Source organism: Pseudomonas sp. CCI3.1, assembly GCF_034313985.1.
GTDB classification, from domain to species: domain Bacteria; phylum Pseudomonadota; class Gammaproteobacteria; order Pseudomonadales; family Pseudomonadaceae; genus Aquipseudomonas; species Aquipseudomonas psychrophila.
The window spans coordinates 4091845-4114008 of sequence record NZ_JAVIWO010000001.1 but is presented as its reverse complement, the minus strand read 5'-3'; the positions used below and the strand labels follow the sequence as shown (position 1 = coordinate 4114008).

The following is a 22164-nucleotide window of genomic DNA, read 5'->3' as shown; positions in this document are numbered from 1 at the left end:
TCCCTCCTTGTATCCTGAGAAAAAGTCCTAACTTTGGGATACAAGAATAATGAAACGTGCCGACATCAAGCGCCGCCCCATGGCTGATACCACGCTGGCCGGGCTGGAGGCGGAGTCGAAAGAATATCGAGAGCTCGATGGAAGCGGCCTCTACTTCAGGGTGAAACCGGACGGCGGCAAATCGTGGCAATTACGCTACAAGCGCCCGGCGGGCAATTGGGCGTGGATGGGGCTCGGGGGCTACCCCGAAATCAGCGGCGCCGTCGCACGAGAGAAAGCATCTGAACTACGCAAAGTAGTGAGTAGCGGTGCCGATCCACTGGAACAGAAACGCTCAGCCAAAGCCGCCATCAACCTCGCCAAAACCCGCACCTTCCGCACTGCAGCTGAGGCATGGCTCAAAGCCAAAGAAGAAAAAGGCCTCGCGCCCTCCACCCTCAACAAAATCCGCACCTACCTCGATAAAGACATACTCCCGGCACTGGGTGACAAACCGCTCGACGACATCACCCGTACCGATTGCGCTGACCTGCAGGCCACCCTAGAAGCCCGCGACGCCCATAACGTCGCCGAAAAATGCCGCACCTGGGTCAATCAGATCTTTGGGCGAGCCATTGGACTGGGGCTAACGGAGAACGACCCGGGTAGCCGCTTACGCGATATCGCCGCCCAATCCCCCAAAACCCAGCAGCACCCTCACCTCCTCGAGCATGAGCTGGGTGAGTTTCTTAAAGCACTCAAAAACACCCCCAGCAGATTGACTGCCCGTACGGCGGCGTGGCTCTGCCTGTGGACAGCCTCACGACCCGGTATGGTCCGCTGTGCCGAATGGGCAGAGATTGACCTTGATAAAGGCCTGTGGACCACGCCAGCAGAGAAAATGAAGATGCGCAGGGATTTTGTTAGTCCCCTGCCCACTCAAGCTACTGCTGCCCTGATTGAGCTACGAGCATTAACGGGGCGTAGCCGCTGGCTGTTCCCGGGTGTGGGCGCAAAAAACCCGACTATCAGCGAGAACACCATCAACAAAGTCTTCGCCACCATAGGCTACAAAAGCCGTCTGGTCGGCCACGGCACACGCCATACCGCAAGCACGCTTCTGAGGGAACATGGCTGGCCAAAAGAGCACGTGGAGGCTCAACTGGCACACAAGGAACAAGGCATCTCCGGGATTTACAACAAAGCCCAGTACCTCGATAACCGCATCAAAATGATGCAGTGGTATGCCGACCACCTGGATAAGCTGGCCGCTGACAATGTGGTGCACGCTGACTTTGGCAAGGCCGTGTGAACAAGTGTCCCTATCATCCTGAAATTCAGTGTTACGGGTGTTACGCGTGTATCGATAAAGCCTAACCACTTGAAATATAAGTAATAAATTCATGTAACACGCCAAAAGCAACTCAGGTACACAGCGTGTAACGTGACCAACCTATGTAACGACTCCCGCAACCGCCAAGCTGCCGGCCGAGAAAACCAGTAACGAAAAAGCGCTGGTTAGATACAAAGGTATCTGGGCGAGGGGCCGAGCGAATGGACGATGAGAAGATGCCTTATGGCGTCTTGGAGATTGCAGGCTTCGATGTCAGCAGCCTGCTTTGGGAGCAAGACGAGATAGAACAGGCTGTAAGAGAGTTAGCCTTATACCCCCAGTTTCATGAGCACTTCAAAGAAGCTTTTGGCCTGATCAACTATGCCACCTCATTTTGGCTTGAAGAACTCAGCTACGCAGACCATGCAGGAGCAGTGATCGCAACGATGTATCGGCTTCGCGACTCCATCGACGAACATGCGAGCTATGCAAATCCATCCTCACTACCAGACGTAATAAGGCAATTCCACCAGGTAGACAGAAACGCCCAAGACTCTCAACTGGCGGCCACTTATGCGCTGGTCCGGGCCACAGAAGGTTTAACAGTTCTTGCCAATTGGCTATTTGAAACTGAAGTGTCCATCTATGACTTGGATGAAGAGCTCGTTCTCCATCTCCATGCAACAGCCCCAAAGCACTATGCCGCCCTCGTCCAAGAGGAACGCCTCAAAGACAGAGACGTGGAAATCGAAGCCCGTGAATCCTTCCGTGAGTGCTTGGGAGACGCTCAACGAGCGCTGATGCTGGCCGAGCTGTGCCAGCAAATTGAGAGCATTGACGTCTCCAAGAAGTCATTCAACGTCTCCGGCTTTTTGTGCAAACCACTGAACGACGCATTTTCGGCAAAGGCCTTTCAAAGAGCTTCATCAGCAGGCAAAGCCAACAGCAAGCCAAACTCCGAGAAACAATTGAGCGCCGTGCAAACATTCGCAAGAGTGAGCCAGTCAGCGAAACGCCATATTGTCGCAAACCCAAAAATATCCGCTTCTGAACTGGTGAAAGCACTGGTAGAAACCGAAGGTATCGCTTCGCCCCCCACCGTCAGAAAATACCTTAAGAAAGGCAAATTCCTGCCTCGTTGAAATTCAAAAAAAAGCAAACCGTGTTTGCTTTCCTGCCTCTCTCTAGCCTGTGCCTGTCTCTCACCATACAGGCACGACTATGACCCATTCACGCGCTTCAAAAATCAACCACCTGCCGCCGCGCGACCCAGCAACGACCTTAATCCGCATCAATGAAGTCATGGCCATTGTCGGCCTTGCACGCCCCACCATCTACAAACTCATGCAGCAACCCGAAAGCCGCTTTCCCTCTCCCGTAAAGCTGAGTAACAGCAACGCCCGTGGCGCACCTGTTGCCTGGGTACTGGAGGAAGTCCAGAGCTGGACACGTGACCGTATCGCCTTGCGCAACAAGGTGGCGGCATGACTCCTATCTTCTTGCCACACACCACCCTCGACGCTGTCGGCGTTCTTGAAGATGCCCTGCCCACTGTCGTTAAAGGCCGAGATAGCTTGCGCGCACTGCGTGACCGGGCCATTGCCGAAGGCGCCCATGTTCTGATTCTGGTTTGGCCCTCACTGGACTGGGCGCTGCTCGCCGTCGACGCTCCACCAGGAGTGGTGATCAAGGATGCACAACAGCTCATTCCCAACCTGCTGGCTAACCCTGACGCGCTGGAGCACATGCGCTCCGAGTCCCGCAAAGGCCAGCATCTGAGCTGGTTGACCCTGACTCGTCCTAACAACACCAAACACTAACGAAAACGCCCCCGGCTGCAACCGGAGGCGTTGAGGTGAATCTACATGCCCGCTCAATTTATGCCGCATCCAAAAGTACCGCAAGAACTCCACGCGGTTGCGCTTTGCCAAAGGGAGCGTTACCCTTTTCTGGTCGCTGAAAAATCAGCGACCGGGTTTGACGGCCCGAGTACATACAGGCGCATAGGCGCCCCCATATCGATTGCAGGCGCTTTTTTTGCGTCCGCATATCCGTTTTATGGCGGCTGTGCGTGGGAGACCTTCGGGTCTGCCGGGGTCCTGTATGCCCGGTCCGTCAACCTGCGCACAGCTGCCACCCTCATTCGTTTGACGGCGAACAGTGGCAGCTCCTCACATACAGGAGTTACGCCAAATGAAACACGCCCTCAATCCGTCCAAAATTCGCGCCGCCGCTCATCGAGCAATGGCTCTCGCCGCCTTACACGCCAACTCCAGCCTCACTACCCGCCTCGCCCGTTACAACCTCCACATGTCCAAAGCCCGCGCCCTCGTTGCAAAAAGAGGTGCCCTATGACCTCTCCAGCCTTGATCCAGACAGTAGGCGGCGCCACCTTCGCCAAATGCAACACCGAAAACCAACGCCTGTTTACCGTCAACCCCGGAGTCTCGGGCGAAGAAGCGCTGCAGCACGCCTCTCTCCTTATGAACTGCGTGAACACACTCTCGTTCCTGGGGGCTATGGACGATGGCAACGAAGCCATGCGATGGGCTTCGCACTACCTCAGCGAAATGGCCAAAGCACTCATTGATGACGTCACCCTGGGGCTGCAACACGCTCAAGACGGTGGCCTATGAGCCCCCAAATACCCCATTCACGTCGACCGACGTTCGCCCAGGTTAAACGCGCAGCACAGCAAAACATTGATCGTGTACTCACCCACTGGTTGCCCAACGGCAAACGTGTGGACGGCGGCAAGGAGTACACAGCACCCAATCCCACCCGCAACGACAAGCGTGCGGGGTCGCTCAAAATCAACCTGAGCAAAGGCACCTGGGCTGATTTTGCTACCGGTGACAAAGGTGGCGATCTGATTGATTTGGTGCGCTACCTGGATGGCTGCACGGACGTGGAGGCCTGCAATAAACTTGCGGATCTGCTTCGGCTAAGCGCTGAGAACTCTCAATCAAAATCGACACCTGCTAAAAGCTCTGCGCCTGAATGGGAAGCGATTCAGCCGATCCCGACCGAGGCCATGAACAAGTGCCCGGCCAAGCACCGACAGCACGGCCCCCCGTCCAAAGTCTGGATCTATCGAGATACTCAGGGCCAGCCCCTAATGGCGCTTTATCGCTTTGACCTTGGCCTGGACGAAGACGGCAAATCCAAGAAAGTCTTCGCTCCGCTAACGTGGTGCCAGAGATCCGATAACCAAGTAACACAGTGGCGCTGGCAAGGCTTGGCCGAGCCTCGCCCATTGCTGCGATTGCACGAGCTGAGCTTGCAAGCAGAAGCACCCGTGGTGCTATGCGAAGGTGAAAAAGCTGCAGATGCTGCCGCCGAACTCTTTCCTGACTACGTGGCCACCTGTTGGCCAAATGGCTCGAATGCTTGGCACAAAGCCGATCTGACCCCTCTCAAAAATCGCAACGTAGTGTTGTGGCCTGATAACGATCCAAGCGGCACCAGTTGCATGGAGGCCGTTGCTAAAAAACTTGAAGCAATCGGCGCCGAGTCAGTTCGCGTGATTGATTTGGAAAACTTCAAACGCAAACCCACCCTCAAAAATGATCTACCCGGTTTCGCCAAGGGCGGTACGTGGGAGCAAGGCGACGATGCAGCGGACGCACTCGTCAAAGGCTGGACGTCGAGCCACATTGCCGAACTGGAGCGCACCGGCGAACTCTTTGGTACTGCGTCTGCCCCGGCTGCAGAGACCAAGGTAAAAGCACTGGCCAAGCGTGCGGCGAAACCCAAGACCGATACTCTACCCAGCGGCTTTCGTCTGACTCACGAAGGTGTGTTTTATTCCGGTGAAGATGGCGAGTCGCGCCCTGTGTGCTCGCCACTGGAAATACTCGCTCGTACCCGTGATGCCAAAGGTCATAACTGGGGATTGCTGGTCGAGTTTGACGATCCGGACGGGGCCAAAAAACGCTGGAACATTCCAGCGCGCACCATGACCGGCGACTTCGGGAAAGACGTTCTAGGCCCGCTCGTTGATATGGGCCTACGCCTTGCAGGTACACGCTCAAGCCGCAATGCACGCAACGACTTGCAGAGCTACTTCCAAGGTTTCGACAGCGCACAGCGAGCACGCTTGGTCACACGACTGGGCTGGCATGACAGCGCCTTCCTACTGCCAGAGCAACAGGTCGGGTCCCACACTGAGCATCTGCACTTCTATGAAGCAGGCACCCAGATGCCGCCTATCAGCGAGGCTGGCACCCTGGAGCAGTGGCAAGAGCAAATCGGCGCCTTGTGCGTGGGCAATCATCGCTTGGCATTTGTGGCCAGCGTGGCGTTTGCTGGACCACTGCTGCACATGCTTGGCCATGAATCAGGCGGCTTTCACCTGTACGGCGATAGCTCGGGCGGTAAAACCACCCACCTGCAAGTCGCTGCCTCGATCTACGGCGGGCCGCGCTTGGTGCGGTCATGGCGCTCGACCGATAACGCCCTGGAATCCATCGCTGCCGCGCACTCGGACGGCCTCCTGGTACTCGACGAAATAGGCATGTGCGACCCGCGCATCATTGGCGAAACCGTATACATGCTCGGCAACGGCACCGGCAAAGCTCGTGCTAACGATCGCGGTCAAGCTGGCCGACAGGTTCAAGAGTGGCGTTTGCTGTTTCTCTCCACCGGCGAGAAAACCTTGGCGCAACACATGGCCGAGGCCAACAAAGAGCTCAAAGCAGGCATGGAAGTACGCATGCTCGCGGTGCCTGCAGATGCCAGTAAAGGGCTCGGCATGTTCGATGTGTTGAATGGTTTCGAGGACGCTGCTGCCCTTTCTGACGCACTCAAGGCCCGAGTAGCCAAGTACTACGGCACACCGCTCACTGCTTTTCTATCAGCGCTGTGCGAGCCCGAAAAAAAGCATGGCTGGGCGATCATCCTGCGCCGCACGCTTGAAGGGTTTATTGCCAAGTCCCTACCAGCCTCAGCGAGCGGCCAAGCCCATCGTGCTGCGCTACGCTTTGGCCTAGCGGCTGCAGCTGGTGAGCTGGCTACCGCACTGGGCATCACCGGCTGGCCTGACGGCACCGCGACCGCAGCAGCCCGTGTCTGCCTCAACGCATGGCTGAATGAACGGGGCGGCGCCGGTAACTATGAAGGTGACGCCATCATCGCTCGGCTGCGCCAAGTCATTGAGCGCTTCGGTGAAAGCCGCTTCACCCGCTGGGAATCCGCCGCCGCCAAGATCGACGAGCACGGCCCGCGCACCATCGACAGGCTGGGTTTTCGCAAGTCACTTGAGCGCGGTTCGGGCGATGAAGCACATACCACCAACACCTACTACATCCTGCCAGGGGCTTGGACTACCGAGGTGTTCAAAGGGATGAACATCACTGCAGTGAACAGAGAGCTTTTATGTCGAGGTGTTCTGGAGCCCGACAAGGATGGGAAGGCTTCGTGCTCAGTGCGCTTGCCCGGGCTAGGGACGCAACGCTGCTACATAGTAAAGACGATTCCGGGGACGGATGAGAGCGAGGCCAGGGCTGCCTGACGGTTGCCCATTGATCGAGGTAGTGCCGGCCTACTCCCGGCCTCGCCAGCCACTCAGCCAACCCCTAATCGAATTACATTGAGATAGAACAAATGAACGAGATCCAAGAACTGAAAGACCGCCGCGAACAAACAATTCTCGAGAAGGTAACACTTGAGCGCGAACTGGCCCCCCTTTGCGGCTGCACTCGAAGACTATGAAGTGCTGCAAAGTTTGGAAAGCAACTTGCGGTATGAAATCACCGATAAAAAAAGAGAGGTCGGCTACCGTGAGCGGGACATCGATACGCTCGATAAGAAGATACATCGCCGAGAAACACTGGCCAATCACCAGAACCTGATGGCTGGCTATATCGAAGCCATCACTACATGGAAAGCTGACGAAGAAGAGCTAAACCAAAAACGTGACAGCATAAGCACGCGCTTGGAGCAGGTCCGTCAGCAAGCACATGAGGACATGGCAAAAGCTCGGCAAGCCGAGACAGATGCCGCTACAGCTTATGCACAGGCAGTCGCCTGGGGTGACGAAGAGGGTGAGAAAAACGCTAATAACGATGCTCAAAAGGCAGCGAAACATCTCACCTCAGCCGCTGAGCATCATCGTCGCCAACAGCTGATTATTACTGCACTGGAGCAAGAAATCGTCACTATTGATCAGCACATAACCGAAGCACAGAATGCGCGCAGGCATTGAAAACTAAGCGTCATATCTGGCAAACACAGTGCTTGAGGAGAAGTGGAATGAGGCCGCAAAAGCGCTGATCGAAGTAGGCGACAAGCTATGGGCCGTTCGACGCCTTATCGATCGCGACCCAATAGCTCTGTCCCACCTGAACATCCCTGAGCTGGGGGAAACCAACGGGCGCTGGAGCTGGAACGACCTGTCCGATAGCTCTTATCAACGTAGTTTTGAAGACGTACTTGCTATGTAGCACAGATTAACCCGAAACGGCCTTGCTTCAAGACCGTTTCGGTCACCCTAGAGGGCCAGCTATGAACGCTGCCACACAAAGCAAAATCAGTTATTCGGATTCCCTGAAAGCTAGGAAAACGCATCTAAACGGTCTAATAAACGTCGTAAAGCCAAAGATAGGGAAAGCTACAAAAATAGAGGCAATGACGATTGCAGCAATCAACGCAGAGATTAGCGTCATAGAACAACAGCTCGCAAAACGGAGTTAACTCCAAGGAGGAAGCCCTTTAGGCTTCCGCCTTGGCCTGAGCTTCAAATCTCTGCCAACAGCACTACAACCCCTCACCAAAAAAAATCATATATTCCCTACCTCTTTCGAAGCGCCGTATTGGACCGATTGAACGGCCTTCGCGACAGGCCTCTAGCGGCCAATAGCGGTCATTCTGCCCGATTAAACGGAATTACTTCTCATACGCACTAATGCGAATCCAAGAACGGGCAAGCGTTGCCCGCATAGCCAATGAAAACTCCTTTTGATGGCGGTTTGACTTTACCCATAAGATCAGTCTGGATAATGTGACGGTCGACACAGGCCACAATTTTATGGGGCAGTGCTAACCCTACGGCCCAAGATTTTCCCAGAGCTTGGCTGTGTCGTCACGGAGTCGGTATGAGAATGGATTGGGAAGCACTGTTAGACGGCCTGTGGAGCTACGCCGCGTCGGATCCAAAAGAGCTGGAGACGAAGATCCGTGCGTGCCTGAAAGGCCACTCTTCAGAGGGCCTGCTCCAAGCCATTTCGCTTCTGATTACTCTAGGGCAACACGCCACAGCTAGAGCACTCCTTACCGAATTCCTGAAAAGCCATCAGTCATCAAATGATATCCAGCGCAGGCTTGAGCTGATTCTCCACTTCAAAAAACATCGCGCACCGCAGATGCTCTCGATCAAGAGCAAGCAACGCAGCAAAGAACTGCTCATCCAAGACGTCAACGACCTAGTCGCGTCTGGCAAGTTGCAGGCCGCCGAGTCGCTTCTCTTGGAAGCCATTGAAACGTTTGAAGAGCCTGATTCTCTGAATCTGCTCAGTCGTGTGTACATGTTGCAACGCCGGCCCATAGATGGGGCAAAAGCAATGCAGCGTGCCCTCCTTCTGAAACGCCAACAGCAGGCCTTTGTCGAGATCGAGCCTGCAGAGTCGACAAACGACTTGCCAACCGACAGTGACTTGGCATTTCTTAATCACTCAGCTGAGCATCTGACACCCCTCGAAAACCCAAAAGCTCCGACCGACAAGACATTGACCGATACAGTCGATGATTCGTTAACCTTTATTCAGAACACAGCGTCCTCTAAATACCCCTCTTTGAAAACTGACGGCTGGTGGGAGGGCCAATCAGAATCAACGCCATTTGAAGCTTCAACATTCCTCGATGAGCCTGAAGCCATTGACGCACCTGATACCGCTCCGGCTGCTACTGAGGACTCCTACGATGAGCATCCGGATAAGGATGAGAACACTCAGCCCACACCCACAAAAAACATTCTGAAGCTCTCTCATCCACGGAAGGAAAAGGAAGCCGCAGAAGAGCTAGCCGGAGTCAGGGTATTCAACAAATCGGTGCGCCCACTAATGGCTGTTCAACCAACCGATTTCGGCGATCCAGAACCATCGAAATCATCGATTCCTGATGAACCTTCACTACAACCAGCGACGCCGTGGGCCTCTGAGGTTCCGAGCACATCTCAACCTTACGATGCAGTATCTGACGAGAGCGATGAGGACGAGGATGCTGAATACCTTGCGCTGACTGGTCTGGAACTAAACATCCCAACGTCATCTCAGCGGAATTTGGGCATTGAGGATCCGGAAGATCCCACCGACTTTGATAATGACATTCAGGATCTATCGATTTACGAGCTTGGGGCGGAGCCCGAAGAAGACAGCCAGAGTGTTACGGACGACTTCCGCGATCTGGATGACGACTACGCGGCATACGCCTTTGACCCAGATGAAATCTTCGACGGTGAGGACGCTACCACTCCCGAACCCGAAGATTGGCTAACAAACACAATATCTCGCGAAGACCGTGCGCTCCAGAAAGCCGCTGAACTGGTCGGAAAGGCCAACTGGCCACTCAGTACACTCCCTCTGATCCAACAAATTTTCGTCATGAGTGGCTGGGGACAGACTCGCTTAGCCCTTGAGAGAGAAATCGAAAAAGGACTCACCCCCGACGAGTTAATCCTGGGGGCTCACATCAAAGTGATCTGGTCTGAAAACGACATCTACTGGATCTCATTCGATAAAACCGGCGATAGCCGCCTGTCCTACTACGTGCTGTCTTGGCCGACAGCTTTGCTGATCGTACGCTCGTTCGAATCACTACCCCAGGTTGAGGAAGTCGAGGTCTTTCTCGAGAGTCTTTTTGCCTCCTGGTACGAGAACACTATCTTGCGCCTCGCATTTAAAGCCTTTGCTAGATATCTGTGGTTCAGGTTCGCCAATTTGGAAGGTTGCTTACCTGCCAATCAGCCCTTTGACTTCTGCGACCCTCACGAACTGCCTGCTGAGGAATACAGCGATCTTGGCCTGTGCGACGCACTGGAGTTCGAAAAAAATGAGATGCTTAGGGCCTATGGCGTATTTCAAACCAAGCATCCGCTGGAGCCTAATTGCTATTTCAGTGACAAGCGGCCAGTAGAAGAAACGCCATCGATTATTGCCGAAAATCGCTCGAAAAAGCAGGCTGAAAACGCAGGAAGCCCTAGCGACTCTGAGGCCGAGGAAGAGAGCATTGACGATGATCTTGATGAAGCACCATCGCAATGGTCAGCAGCACCTCTCGCATCTGCCTTACACATACAAAGTACCGACCAACCTTCGCCAAGCATTGAGCCGTAGGATAAAGGACTAGCCCATGAAGCCCACCAGACTTACCCACGTTCCAGGTTGCTGGGTCAGCCAAACATTACCCAGCGGCCAGAGTGAACGCCGGGGAATCGTCAAAATGGCCATTGCTAAAGAGGCCGAAGATCAGCTTCAGGTTCACTGGTTCAGTCCGGAGAAGAAGCTAGCCTATGTCGATGCATCTGCTGTGCGCTCGGGCTTTCAAAATGGCATGGACGTGGTCGACGAAACCCCAGGTAGCGGTTTTCGCTCACTAGGGCAGGGCGTCATCATGCAGCAGCGCACCTTGGCAGGCAGCGAGCAAGTGTTGGTTGATTTTCCTGAGCGAGGTGAGCGCCATTGGCTGCCCTATCAATATTTGCGCCAGGTAAAGGGCGTTAAACATCGCTTTGTCACAACCAGCAAAGGCGAAGCAGTTGATGCGGAACGCATGCGCCTGCGCATGCTGGCCCATGCCATCAAAGTATGGAATGAAAACACCGGCGCCCTTTCTCACCTTGAGATTGAGCCGCTTCCTCATCAGATTCACTTGGTGCACCACATCCTCGCCTCCGGCAACTTCAATTGGTTGATTGCGGACGATGTAGGCTTGGGTAAGACCATCGAGACCGGCATGCTTCTGCATGCGCTGCGGCAACGAGACCTCGTCAAACGCATCCTGCTGATCACCCCCGCAGGCCTGACCAAGCAGTGGCAGGAAGAGCTATATCACAAGTTCAAGATTGAAGACTTCGAGATCTATGGCGAGGACTTTTTCATCAATGAACCCCGTCAATGGAAGATGCACGACTGTGTCATCGGCTCCATGGATCGACTCAAGCAGGAAGGTCACTTGGAAAGTCTACTCCAAGCAGAGCCTTGGGATCTGGTGATTTTTGACGAAGGGCATCGACTTAGCCGCCGCCAGTACGGACAAAAGCTGAACAGCTCTGAACGCTATGATCTGGCGAAGAACTTACGCAGCCAAACCAAGCACATGCTGTTGCTGAGTGCGACCCCTCACCAGGGCATGCAGGACAAGTTCGTCGCACTGCTAGAGCTGCTGCGCCCTGAGCGCCGTACCGAACTGATGGCACTCAACCTGAAGCCTGAAATTCTGCACGATATGGTGTTCCGCAATCACAAAGCCGACGTAACTGACGCAGAAGGGAACTTCATCTTCCAAGGCAAGATCACTAAGGCTTTGAAGGTACGCAGCAGCCAGAAGTCCGTCGAGTTCGACAGTACCCTTCAAGCCTATCTGCGCAAAGGCTATGACGCAGGCGAATCACTAGGCCGCACAGGTAACGCCATTGGTTTCGTCATGACGGTTTATCGAAAACTCGCTGCTTCCAGCGCAGCCGCCATTCACAGGGCGCTGTGTAATCGCCTTCAGCGCCTACTCGACGATCAAGCAAACGATACTTCTACTGAGGAGCCAAGCGACGAGCGCTACTTGGGTGAATGGGAAGAACAGTTCACCAGCGATGCCCGTGAGTTTTTTGCGGGCGAGGTACAACTGCTGAAAAACCTGATTGCTGAGGCTGCTGAGTTGAAGGCCAATGACCTTAAACTGAAGCTGTTTATTGAAGACATCATCGGCAAAATTCAGGCAGCCAACCCCAACGAGAAAGTGCTAATTTTTACCGAATACCGCACTACTCAAAACTATCTGCGGGATGTCTTAGCAGAGCACTATGGCAGTGATCAGGTCGAGCTAATCAATGGCTCCATGCAGCATGCCGAACGGCGTGAAGCCATCAAGCGCTTTGAAGAACAAGGCCGTTTTTTGATCTCGACTGAAGCAGGCGGGGAAGGCATTAACCTACAGAGCAAGTGCCACATCATGGTCAACTATGACCTACCTTGGAACCCCATGCGCCTCGTACAGCGCATTGGCCGCCTGTATCGCTATGGGCAGAAGAAGAAAGTGGTTGTGTTCAACATCCAGCAAACTGACAGCCTGGATCAGAATATCGTCGACCTGATGTACGAGCGGATCGACAGCGTGGTGACTGACCTGGCCGAGGTTCAGCAGCACGAATTCAATGATGGCCTGAAAGACGAAATCCTCGGTCAGTTGGCAGAGTTGATAGATGTGGAAGAAATCCTGCAACAAGCCACAAAACTCGGCATAGACCGAACCCGTGAGCGTATCGATGAGGCATTAAAACAGGCACGTACAGCTGCCGCCAAACAGCGAGAACTGTTTGTGCACGCCGCCACCAGCGACCCCAACGAGCTACGCGACGAGCTGGAAATCACCGTCGAGCATCTCTACAGCTTCGTCCTAGGAATGTTCGAACAACTGGGTATCGAGCTCGCGGAGCGCAGCCATAAAGAGCGGCTTTTGCGTATTAGATTGTCCGAGCAGGTGATGCGCGACATGGGAATTTCCCCCAAAGCCTCCCTGCGTATGGACGTGACTTTGGATCGCATGCTGGCCGCAAACCGCCCCGACACCCAAATGCTCGACCTCAACTCCAAGCTAATGCAGTACCTGCTGGGTAAAGCCTGCGAGCACGACTTCGGTGGTTTGGCTGCGATGCTCAAAGAGCCAGAATTCGGCGATGGGGCATTACTTGGAGCCATGCTTCGCTGGCAAGGCCCTCAGGGCAAACGTATGCGGCAGGAGTTTGTAGCCATTCAGGTTAACGACGGCAAAGCCAAACTGAACCCTGCAAAAGCCAGCCAATGGCTGGTGACACCTGCCGAGCACAGCACCCTAAGCCCCGATACTGAAGCCTCCAAATTGCTGTTCAAAGTCGCAGAAGATATGGCTAACCAGCGGCTGGCAGATGCCAGTAACCGCTACCTGATACCCGAGAACTTGGAATGGGCAGCGGCAGGTTGGACTCAGCAGCAATAAGGTCTATCCAATTTAGCCCAAGCCCCGCCTGTCTATACTTAGGGAAAGTAGGCGGATTATCTATCAGGTAGAGGACCGATTTTGGCCTTTGGTGACTGAGTGCTTATGGCCGATAGCGGTCACCGAACGTCTACGAAACTAGGGGCTATTCACCTTCTGCTTACACAGAATTTAGTCGTATTGTGTCGACCAGTTGAATCCACAACTCAGAGCGGGCAGTTTTGGCCAGAAACAAATGCCCGATTTACTCAAGCTCCTGAGAGCAGAAGACGCTAGTCCGAAATACGCAATACATGTTGAGCACTAGACTCTTCCTCTTACTCAGACTTCATCACTCCAGGTCGTCGTACCGAAAAGTCGCGCTCCGGTGTCTGTACTACCCTTGCCAATGTAGGAGCGGTCAGATAGGCGTGCGACATGGAAATACACATCAGGGAACTCATCCACTAACGCCTCAAGATTGGTTCGATATGCCACCAATGCTACGACGGCAATACTGGTAGGTTGAAGCGCCTCTACGGCACTCAAAACATCGCGAATTGAACGCCCAGTATTAATGACGCTGTCCACGATAATCACGGTGCGTCCTCCCACTGGCGATATGTTGAGGCTTGTTATATCGCTGTGGAGCACTAACGAACTGTCAGGCAAGGAGGACCAGACTCCTTCAGCAACAAAAAGTCCCGCTCGCATGACAGCCACGATTATGGGCTCACTACCGACTTTGACTCTGACTCCAGTGGAGATACCAGCGACATGACAAATCTCAACATCTTCTAGTATAAGATGCTGCGCGACCGATCCAGCCAACCGTCTGCCTACTTCACGGTGCGCCTCAGCCAGAGCAGGCCCCTTCAATTCGGCCTGCCGAGTAGCGTTAACGAGCAAGCGCATCATTTGTTCATCTGAATGATCAATTAGCACTCCAAACACCTCCCTGAAGAATCATTTTGGCTGCTTCCATAACCGTACATGTGGATAGTCCATCAAAGCGCTGGTCATCGACGAGCAGATGACGGATAGAAGGCACTACGGCCAGTTCACTGCGCAAAGCAGGACTGCCTTTGTGATCAGGTACGAACAAAGCCACATGCGCAGCTACAAGCATTGGTAGATCGACACAGCTGTCGCCAGCGGCAATTACTCTCCATCCTAGCTCTCTTAATGCATTCACAATATCGCCCTTCGATCGGGCAGATATTGCATATTCATCCAGCTCTAGGTGGCAACCGCCTAACACGGGGATACGGGCATGCCCGGCATTCGACAAGATGCGCCGCCAGACTTGAGGAATTCCGGCCGTCAAAACCAAGATGGGAACTCTGTCGGTGAGAATATTCAGGATATACATCCAGCAGGCTCGCAGTTGAATACCGTTAGCGACGCTCTCAAGCTCGTATAGATACGCTTCTTTATGGATAGCAGACCACAGTGCGGATACTGCTGTGAACGCCTCATCCTGATAGCCCAACTGCTCGAAAATACGCCGAATCGAGCGATTAACACCGAACCCTTGTCCGATTAGCCGTCCGGTGTCCTCTGAGCACAGTGTCCGATCGGCATCCACAACGAGGCAGACACCCAAAGAGTGCTCCTCACGCAATGGCATGTGCCTTCTCAATTCTTCATGCAGGACTTGACCTTTCAGAGTTTGCAAGCCAGGCATCATCGCGCGCCCAATGGCGCTATCCTACTGAGAAATTCAGCCATAGCTTGCAGCCTTTGTGGCATACCAAGCTCGACCACTTCCAGCAGTGGAACTCCCATATCTCTGGCAAGCCGGCGCCCCTCATACAGCTCAAACTCAATGTGCGCGGCAACATCAACAACTGACTCCGTGCTGCGCACGCGCCCATCGCTTTTTCGTTGCGCCAGAACAGATTCAGGCTGGGGATGTATGAGTATGAGCCCTTGAAAAAAGGCTTTGTCCTCCGGTGTGAAAATGGGCTCAAGCACGCCAGAAACTCGGTTTCTAAGGGTAAAATGCCCGTCAACAAGCATGCGCCCCGTACACAGCTCTCGTAGCTGCTGCAACTCGCGGATCGATTGCTCGCGGACGGCACGGCGCTGCTCGGACGGCCAACCGTCAAGCTCATGAACTGATGAGGGCGCAATAATTTGTTTAACTATGGATGATCCAGTGACTTGCATGTCGCGGGCCTCCAATTCCACATGATTGCGAAGTAGAGTCGTTTTGCCAGCCCCAGGAACACCGCCAACGCAGATTGCAGCACGGCTGTAAATTATCCTCGCGTGATGGCTCATACGATTCTTACTATCGCGTTGCTAATCTCAGAGTCGAGCCAGTCGATGGCACGTGCCTCCAGTCGAGGGATTCGATCATCTGGCTGGACTCCCGCCGGTACGAGTTCCAGCCCCATCATGGGCGTGCAGGTTGCACACGCAGGTAGGTACTGTGGCCGGTTCATATATGCACGCACATCATCCAGAGTGGTTCCGGGCATGATGGCCAAACCTTCGTCGTCCCGCGAAAGTTTGGCGATACGCGAGCAAACGTACAGCCGGCCGCGCTCTACCGTGGCGCAATGGCGCCGATACCAGCAATTATCAAACATCGCCTGTGCTTGCGTAGCGGAGACTTCGCGCTCATCGACCCAGGGGTCCCAACCTTCCTCGTTCATTCTGGAAATGAGCTCTACATGAGGGGCAACAAGGGATATCCATGTACGGTAACGGTCGAGAAAGACCTCACTAAGGCCATACACACTGATACTCAGGCGGTCGATTTGCTGTAGCGAAGATTTGGTGAGCCCGCGCGGCGTTAACCCATTGCTGACCACTTCCAAGCGCTTTGATATCCCAATGGCGGCAATTCGAGACAGAACACGCTCAAGCAACCGCCCATCGATAGTTGGCTCTCCTCCCAGAATTGCCAGACTCTTAACTCGGACGCCCGCCTTGAATAGGTTATCAAGTGTATGGGTGATCTCGGTGACTGGCTCACCAATGGACGGCTCAGGCTGTTTGGGGACTAAAAACCCACAGTGAGCACAAGCCAAAGTGCAGCTTGACGTAATCGATATTTCCAGCTCTTGAATATGAAATAGCTCTTCCATTAGCTGCATCATTTGTTGTCCGTTTTATCTATAAATGGCTCAAAAGCGACACTGCTGTCAAAGCATAGTGGCACTATGACACATCTGAAAAGTTCTCTGTAGTAGCATCTTACGAATGTCTGCTTTTGGCTGGAAGCCGCCTGACTTGGCCGACTGCTGCCTCAGACCAACTACAAGCTTGGGGTCGATAGCGACCACTCCTAGGGGAAACTACATGTAACACTCGTAGCTCTTGTAACACTTACCTACGAGTACTAATCAAAGCGATGTAACAACCAAAAAAACCTTTAAAATCATATATATAAATTTATCCGTAACACCCGTTACACTTGTAACACCGCTGTCGAGAGACCATCCCCTAGCCCCAATCGGTGGTGCCTTCAGCGATAGGAGCAGAGATACTTCCCGGCGCGTCAAAAGTACCGGGGGCCCCTGGGACCTATTGCTAAGTACGGGGCAGGAAACCCGCACGAAATCGTTAGTGGCTGGGTTCCAGAGTTAGTTGACCATTGTTGACTGGTTGACCCAGTTGACTCAGCTATGTGTTCACGATCAGCAACACAATCCCCGGGGCCTCCTGGCATCCCCCGATCCTTAGTGCAAATGCACTGGTGAACTACAGTTAACCCAGTTCACCAGTTCACTAAGCTGTGAACCCTTTCACTAACGTAATCCCGCGGGTTTCCTGCCCCGTATGCCATAACAAACCTCAGGGTCCCCAGCAGCTTTCTAGCCATTTGCTTTATTAGAATCCAGCCTGCACGCTTCCTTTTATCTTTTGGTAGCCATTCTCCTACCTCCCACAACACATCCCGGTGGTTTAATGGATCAGGTAACGTCTAAACGTGCGTTTCGTACCCCTGCTAGTTTTGAGGCCGAAAAAGCTACTCGGGGAATGCTCAAACCGTTCCTTGAAAGAATCGGCTTTAGCTCAGTAACTGATGTGAGGAGTGGCCATTCACAAATCCTGTCCGCCATAGACTCTGATGGCACTACGTTCACTGCCCGGGTTCGTCTGTGCTGGCGATGGAAGAGTGACCGTAATACGCAATTCTCTGCGGCCCAGCTGCGTGCCAGACTGATCGACGGGGATTGGGATAAAACCATTGCGGAGATTGTTGGCAGAGAGGCACCAAAAGGAATTTCACATTCATTACTGGTGCAGAGTGATGGCACATCCATTGTTTTTGCAGCACTGGTTCCTGTTACTGCCCTAGCTGCAGTCCTAAACGAACAGAGACTAATAAGTGCCAAGCTAATAGCTGAAGGTAGGCTAGGAGGCCTCAAGAAAAACCACACAGAAAATGGCGGTAGTCCAACAATTTGGCTTATGGACAAACGCTCAGATGAGGGTCATAGGGTTGCAGATATCCTTTGGGAATGGCCCGATGTCGAGGACCTCGCTAAACGCCCCTTCATTGCAGACCAAATTAAGTATATCGACGACTCCATGAGTGACCTGCCAGGCTTGGATCTATCTCTTTTAGGCCGTGATGCAGCCCTGCAATTTTCAGCTAATGTCTCCAAATGGGCCCGCGACCCTAAAGTACGTACCGCAGTTATAAAACGAAGCGGTGGTCGTTGCGAGCGGCCTGGGTGCGGAGCAAGTCGACCATACAAAGGCTTTTTGGATGTACATCATATTCTGAGTGTGAAAGTGAGCGACCGCGTTTCCAACTGTGTTGCTCTCTGCCCGAATTGCCATAGAGATGCCCACCTCTCTTCAGATTCCGAAAGCCTGAACAAATCTCTTTTGTTGATAGCTCAGCAGGATCTCAGCGATAACCTGTAAGTACAGCATTCATAAGGATGTATCCCTACCTGTATCCCTAACTACAAAATATCGCTACAAGCCACGGTCTATATAGAACACACGAGTCTCCCTCGGGCACCATATAGCAGTACCTGCAAGTCTCTACCAGGACTCGCAGCACAGGAAAACCGGCCACTGAGCCGGTTTTTTTGTGCCTGACATTTGCCCTCCGCTTCTCATCCCCTCCTCCTCTTTTAGCTCACCCTCACCCCGCACAAATCTTCTAAACGCCGTCTTCCAAAGCGCGGTAATTTAGTCGATCGCACAGCTCAAAGCTGAATCACCACCCTCTGGAGCGTTCCGTGAATAAACGCAACTGGATTGAGTTATCCCAGGATGCCGATACCGGAATTGAATCGATTCGTGCCCATTTTAAAGGGCATGCCTACGATCCGCACTGGCATGACAGTTTTCTGGTGGGGGTCACCGAGCAGGGCGTGCAGCAGTTCAATTGCAGACGCGCTCGCCATCTCAGTACGCCGGGCAAGGTTTTCATGCTGGAGCCAGGTGAGATCCACGACGGGCATGCGCCGACCGAGGAAGGCTTTACTTATTCCATGCTTTACCTCGACCCGCACTGGCTTGAGCGGGAGTTGCACGCTTTGTTCGAGCACGCACCAACCAACAGTCAGCCGGGGTTTGCCGATACGCTGAGTCAGGATCCGGGCCTGGCCACTGCCATTTCACGAGCGTTCCACGCGCTCCATGAAAGCGACTTGCGCATTGTGCGCCAAACCACTATCGATACCTTGCTGGGGGCACTCACTTGCCACCTTGATTGGCGCAAACGGCAGTCCTTTGATCCGCGCCAGCCATTGGTGGCGCAAGTGGCGCGTGACTATCTGCATGCCCATGTCTGCGAGGACATCGGGCTGGATGATCTGGCGCAAGCCTGTGGGGTGGATCGCTTTCGCCTGACGCGCGCTTTCAAGGCCGCTTTTGGGCTGGCGCCTCATGCCTATTTGATTCAGCTGCGCCTGGCCAAGGCGCGGCAGTTGCTGGCGCGGGGCGAGTCGCCGGTGCAGGTGGCCAGCGCCCTCGGGTTCGCCGATCAAAGCCATATGGGGCGCTGGTTCCGTCGCGCTTACCAACTCACGCCAGCGGATTACCGCAAGCGCTGCTCAAACCTTCCAGACTGATTGCTGCTGACTCGCGACCATGGCTTCTTTTTTGATCAAGGAGTTTGAGCCATGGAATCGTTGCTGCCCTTTTTGCTGTTTGCGTTCGTGGCCTCGATAACCCCGGGGCCCACCAATATTCTGGTGTTGAGCCACAGCTCGCGACGTGGACTGGTTGCCACGCTGCCCATCATTTTTGGCGCATGCATGACGGCGACGCTGATTGTGCTTGCCGTCGGGCTCGGGGTGGGCGAAACCCTGCTGCAGTTTCCTCGTGTGCAGCAGGCAATGGCCTGGGCCGGGGTGCTCTGGTTGAGTTGGCTGGCGTGGCAGATTTTTAAAATCGCGCCGCCGTCCCTGGGTCCGACCGCCTCGCAGGACGATGGTCTCAGTGTGTTCGGTGCAGCCACACTGCAATTGGTCAATCCCAAAGTCTGGATGATGGCGGTCGCGGTGGTGAGCGTGTTTACCGGTGACAGCGAAAAGACCGTACGGCTGCTGGTGTTGTCGCTGGCCTTTCTGCTGGTGTCCTTGCCGTGCATGACCGTATGGGCGTTGCTCGGCGTGGGCAGTGCCCGGGCGTTCGGCTCACCCAAGGCCTTCAAACGCTTGAACCATGCTCTGGCTTTTTTGCTGCTGGTGTCCGCCTGGCTGACCGTGTTGGTGTAGGTCGTGTGTGGCCGGGCTCCAACATGTGTTAACCCGGCCAACGGGGCATATCAATACCTGCAGCACCGCCGCGGAGCATTGCCCTCAGGATTGCGGAACGCGCTCGATATAGGCCTTGAAGCAACGACCCTTGACGTTATTGCCGAACTTCTCTGCGGCCGCCAATTTCTTTTCTTCTGTCTCTTCTATCGGGTACGTCTCGGCATCGCGCTCAAACACATCGCGCATCTGCCTGGTTGCATCCGAAGGCTCATAGTATTCATCGTAAACAAACGTAGGGGGCCTGTTTTCCTGGCGACCTAGCATGATGGAAACCGCATCCAGTGCCCAACTCTGGCAATAAGACACTTCGCCGTTACTGAACTGGATCGTGCCCTCCTTCATTGTCCAGGCCCACGCTCCACTCGCTGCGAGCAAACCCGTTGCAACCACTGCGGCTGATGCCATCTTTCGCATCATCTTGCTCCGTCCCTGAAATATCCGGAGGGTACCATCGGTCTGTCATAAATACTGGAAACCCGCCCCGGCCATTTCAAAGCCTTTTTTTTCACCTGCAGAACAGCGATGATCGCCGCCCGGCATCACAGCACAGGAACTTTTCGATGCAATTGCCACTGGAAGCAGTCGCCCTTTACTCACTCAAACTGGCGTATGAGTGCGAAGGTTCAAGCCCTATATTGCGTGACGATCCGGCCATGAGCGACTACCAGCGCGACGTCTTTGCCTTTGAACTGCGCAATGGCGATATCAACGCCATCCAGCTCAAAGTCGGCCGATGTCTGGATCTGGCGCTTGATGCCCTGGGCGGTGCGCAGACGCCCATGGGGCGAGAGTTGCTGAGGCTGTCCGGCGAATTCACGAATGCCCAAACCCTGGAACAGATGCACCCTGCGCTGCTGACGCTCAAGGACTACTTGAAAGACGTGCAGTAATCACTGCCCCTGAAATGTCTCGATGTAGGCCAGCAGGTTCTCGATTTTCTCAGGATCGCTGATCCCCCAGAAAATCATCCGCGTACCGCTCACGACCTTTTTGGGTGCCTCGATATACGCCGCGAGTTTTTCCCGCGTCCACACCACGCCGGAGTTCTTCATGGCGTCGGAGTACTGGTAGTCGGCGCTGGTCCCGGCCAGCCGACCTATCACGCCATTGAGGTGCGGGCCAAAACCGTTCCGGGCGTTTTCCCCGATGCTGTGACAACCACCACAGGTTTTGGTGAACAGTTTGCCGCCCGCTTGTGCATCACCCGCCGCCGCGGCCCCGGTGCTGAACAATCCGGCAGTGAGGAACAGGGCCAAGGGCAGCAAGGCTTGGGGCTTCATGGGTGACTCCGAATCAAGTAAGGGGGTTCAGGCGCAGGCGCCGATTATGCCTGCTTGCCGAGCCTTTCCCCAGCCGCACACCTCAGGGCCCTGGATGCCCGGCACTTAACCCGCAAACCCGCCATCGTTCAAAAACCTGCGCTCCTGCTCGGTGGTCTCGCGTCCCAAAACGTCATTGCGATGGGGAAAGCGCCCAAATCTGCGGATGATATCGGCGTGCTCTTGCGCCCATTCCGAAGCGCTTGGATCAAGCGCGTGATGCAGTTGCAGTGACAGCTCCTGATCTTCACTGCTTTCCGAATGCTCAAACGGCAAATAACAAAACATGCGCAAGGACCCATCAATCTCCTGGTCCATGCCGGCATCGATCATCTGACGTGCGTAGAAGCGTGCCAGCGGGTCGGTGGCAAACATGTGCGCCGTTGCACGAAACGAATTGCGTGGGTACTGATCAAGCAGCAACAGCAACGCCAGCGCACCTTCGGGCTGCTCCATCCAGTGTTCAAGCTCGCGCCTGGCGGCCTGAAAGTGGGCGACGTAGAAAGTCTCGCGAAAAACGGTGTCGAACGCTTCATCCTTGGCGAACCAATGCTTGGGCCCCGCCTGTTTCCAGAACTCAATGACCGCTTGGGGCGTTGCTTGCTGATCGCTGCTGCTCGTTGCCACGGCT

General features: G+C 54.3%; 19 protein-coding genes and 1 pseudogene. 13 read left to right on the top strand and 7 right to left on the bottom strand.

Annotated elements, in window-relative coordinates; all coding sequences use genetic code 11:
* The first annotated feature begins 49 nt into the window (after positions 1-49).
* The 9 genes and pseudogenes from RGV06_RS18890 (at position 50) to RGV06_RS18850 (ending at position 13495) form a co-directional block, all read left to right on the top strand.
* Positions 50-1291, top strand: coding sequence for a tyrosine-type recombinase/integrase (locus RGV06_RS18890; RefSeq protein ID WP_322150853.1), 1242 nt, complete (start codon positions 50-52; stop codon positions 1289-1291).
* Between the two features lie 242 nt (positions 1292-1533).
* A complete protein-coding gene (locus tag RGV06_RS18885; protein ID WP_322150852.1) occupies positions 1534-2454 on the top strand; it encodes a hypothetical protein in 921 nt (306 codons plus the stop codon).
* A gap of 79 nt (positions 2455-2533) precedes the next feature.
* On the top strand, positions 2534-2800 hold the full coding sequence (locus RGV06_RS18880; protein WP_322150850.1) for a helix-turn-helix transcriptional regulator: 267 nt from the start codon (positions 2534-2536) through the stop codon (positions 2798-2800).
* On the top strand, positions 2797-3132 hold the full coding sequence (locus RGV06_RS18875) for a hypothetical protein (RefSeq protein WP_322150849.1): 336 nt from the start codon (positions 2797-2799) through the stop codon (positions 3130-3132). Before RGV06_RS18880 ends, RGV06_RS18875 begins: the two co-directional genes overlap by 4 nt.
* Positions 3133-3663: 531 nt before the next feature.
* Positions 3664-3948, top strand: coding sequence for a DUF3077 domain-containing protein (locus tag RGV06_RS18870; protein WP_322150847.1), 285 nt, complete (start codon positions 3664-3666; stop codon positions 3946-3948).
* Positions 3945-6824 (top strand): DUF927 domain-containing protein, encoded by a 2880-nt coding sequence (locus RGV06_RS18865; RefSeq protein ID WP_322150845.1) that lies wholly within the window; start codon positions 3945-3947, stop codon positions 6822-6824. The genes RGV06_RS18870 and RGV06_RS18865 overlap by 4 nt, the downstream gene beginning before the upstream one ends.
* A gap of 92 nt (positions 6825-6916) precedes the next feature.
* Positions 6917-7755: pseudogene (locus RGV06_RS18860) on the top strand (chromosome segregation protein SMC).
* 657 nt (positions 7756-8412) lie between these two features.
* Positions 8413-10641 carry a hypothetical protein gene (locus RGV06_RS18855; RefSeq protein ID WP_322150843.1) on the top strand — a complete coding sequence of 743 codons (2229 nt, stop codon included), beginning with the start codon at positions 8413-8415 and terminating at the stop codon, positions 10639-10641.
* Positions 10642-11077: 436 nt separating this feature from the next.
* Positions 11078-13495: a helicase-related protein gene (locus RGV06_RS18850; protein WP_322151924.1), complete on the top strand. Its 2418-nt coding sequence runs from the start codon at positions 11078-11080 to the stop codon at positions 13493-13495.
* A 321-nt stretch (positions 13496-13816) separates the two neighbouring features.
* Here RGV06_RS18850 and RGV06_RS18845 read toward each other — a convergent pair whose 3' ends face one another.
* From RGV06_RS18845 to RGV06_RS18830, 4 genes are read right to left on the bottom strand one after another with little or no spacing between them, the layout of a single operon-like run.
* The gene (locus tag RGV06_RS18845; protein WP_322150842.1) at positions 13817-14419 is read right to left on the bottom strand and encodes a uracil phosphoribosyltransferase; all 603 of its coding nucleotides are present in this window, start codon (positions 14417-14419) and stop codon (positions 13817-13819) included.
* Complete coding sequence (locus tag RGV06_RS18840) at positions 14409-15152, bottom strand: hypothetical protein (RefSeq protein WP_322150840.1); 744 nt, start codon at positions 15150-15152, stop codon at positions 14409-14411. The genes RGV06_RS18845 and RGV06_RS18840 overlap by 11 nt, the downstream gene beginning before the upstream one ends.
* A gap of 8 nt (positions 15153-15160) precedes the next feature.
* On the bottom strand, positions 15161-15760 hold the full coding sequence (locus tag RGV06_RS18835) for an AAA family ATPase (RefSeq protein ID WP_322150838.1): 600 nt from the start codon (positions 15758-15760) through the stop codon (positions 15161-15163).
* A complete protein-coding gene (locus RGV06_RS18830) occupies positions 15757-16572 on the bottom strand; it encodes a radical SAM protein (RefSeq protein ID WP_322150836.1) in 816 nt (271 codons plus the stop codon). The genes RGV06_RS18835 and RGV06_RS18830 overlap by 4 nt, the downstream gene beginning before the upstream one ends.
* Positions 16573-17395: 823 nt before the next feature.
* On the opposite strand from RGV06_RS18830, the gene RGV06_RS18825 reads away from it, so the two are divergent.
* The 3 genes from RGV06_RS18825 to RGV06_RS18815 all read left to right on the top strand — a co-directional run bounded on the left by RGV06_RS18825 (position 17396) and on the right by RGV06_RS18815 (position 20172).
* On the top strand, positions 17396-18364 hold the full coding sequence (locus RGV06_RS18825) for an HNH endonuclease (RefSeq protein ID WP_322150834.1): 969 nt from the start codon (positions 17396-17398) through the stop codon (positions 18362-18364).
* Positions 18365-18687: 323 nt separating this feature from the next.
* Positions 18688-19524 carry an AraC family transcriptional regulator gene (locus RGV06_RS18820; protein ID WP_046808682.1) on the top strand — a complete coding sequence of 279 codons (837 nt, stop codon included), beginning with the start codon at positions 18688-18690 and terminating at the stop codon, positions 19522-19524.
* Positions 19525-19575: 51 nt separating this feature from the next.
* Positions 19576-20172 (top strand): LysE family translocator, encoded by a 597-nt coding sequence (locus tag RGV06_RS18815; RefSeq protein ID WP_322150833.1) that lies wholly within the window; start codon positions 19576-19578, stop codon positions 20170-20172.
* Between the two features lie 84 nt (positions 20173-20256).
* On the opposite strand, the gene RGV06_RS18810 is transcribed toward RGV06_RS18815, so the two are convergent.
* Positions 20257-20628, bottom strand: coding sequence for a hypothetical protein (locus RGV06_RS18810; RefSeq protein WP_037031935.1), 372 nt, complete (start codon positions 20626-20628; stop codon positions 20257-20259).
* Positions 20629-20774: 146 nt separating this feature from the next.
* Between RGV06_RS18810 and RGV06_RS18805 the strand changes: the two genes are divergently transcribed.
* On the top strand, positions 20775-21104 hold the full coding sequence (locus RGV06_RS18805) for a hypothetical protein (RefSeq protein ID WP_019823712.1): 330 nt from the start codon (positions 20775-20777) through the stop codon (positions 21102-21104).
* Here RGV06_RS18805 and RGV06_RS18800 read toward each other — a convergent pair whose 3' ends face one another.
* Both RGV06_RS18800 and RGV06_RS18795 read right to left on the bottom strand, forming a co-directional pair.
* Complete coding sequence (locus tag RGV06_RS18800) at positions 21105-21494, bottom strand: c-type cytochrome (RefSeq protein ID WP_019823714.1); 390 nt, start codon at positions 21492-21494, stop codon at positions 21105-21107.
* A gap of 105 nt (positions 21495-21599) precedes the next feature.
* Entirely contained in the window at positions 21600-22160 is a 561-nt protein-coding gene (locus tag RGV06_RS18795) for a DUF924 family protein (RefSeq protein WP_019823716.1), read from the bottom strand.
* Positions 22161-22164: the final 4 nt, after the last annotated feature.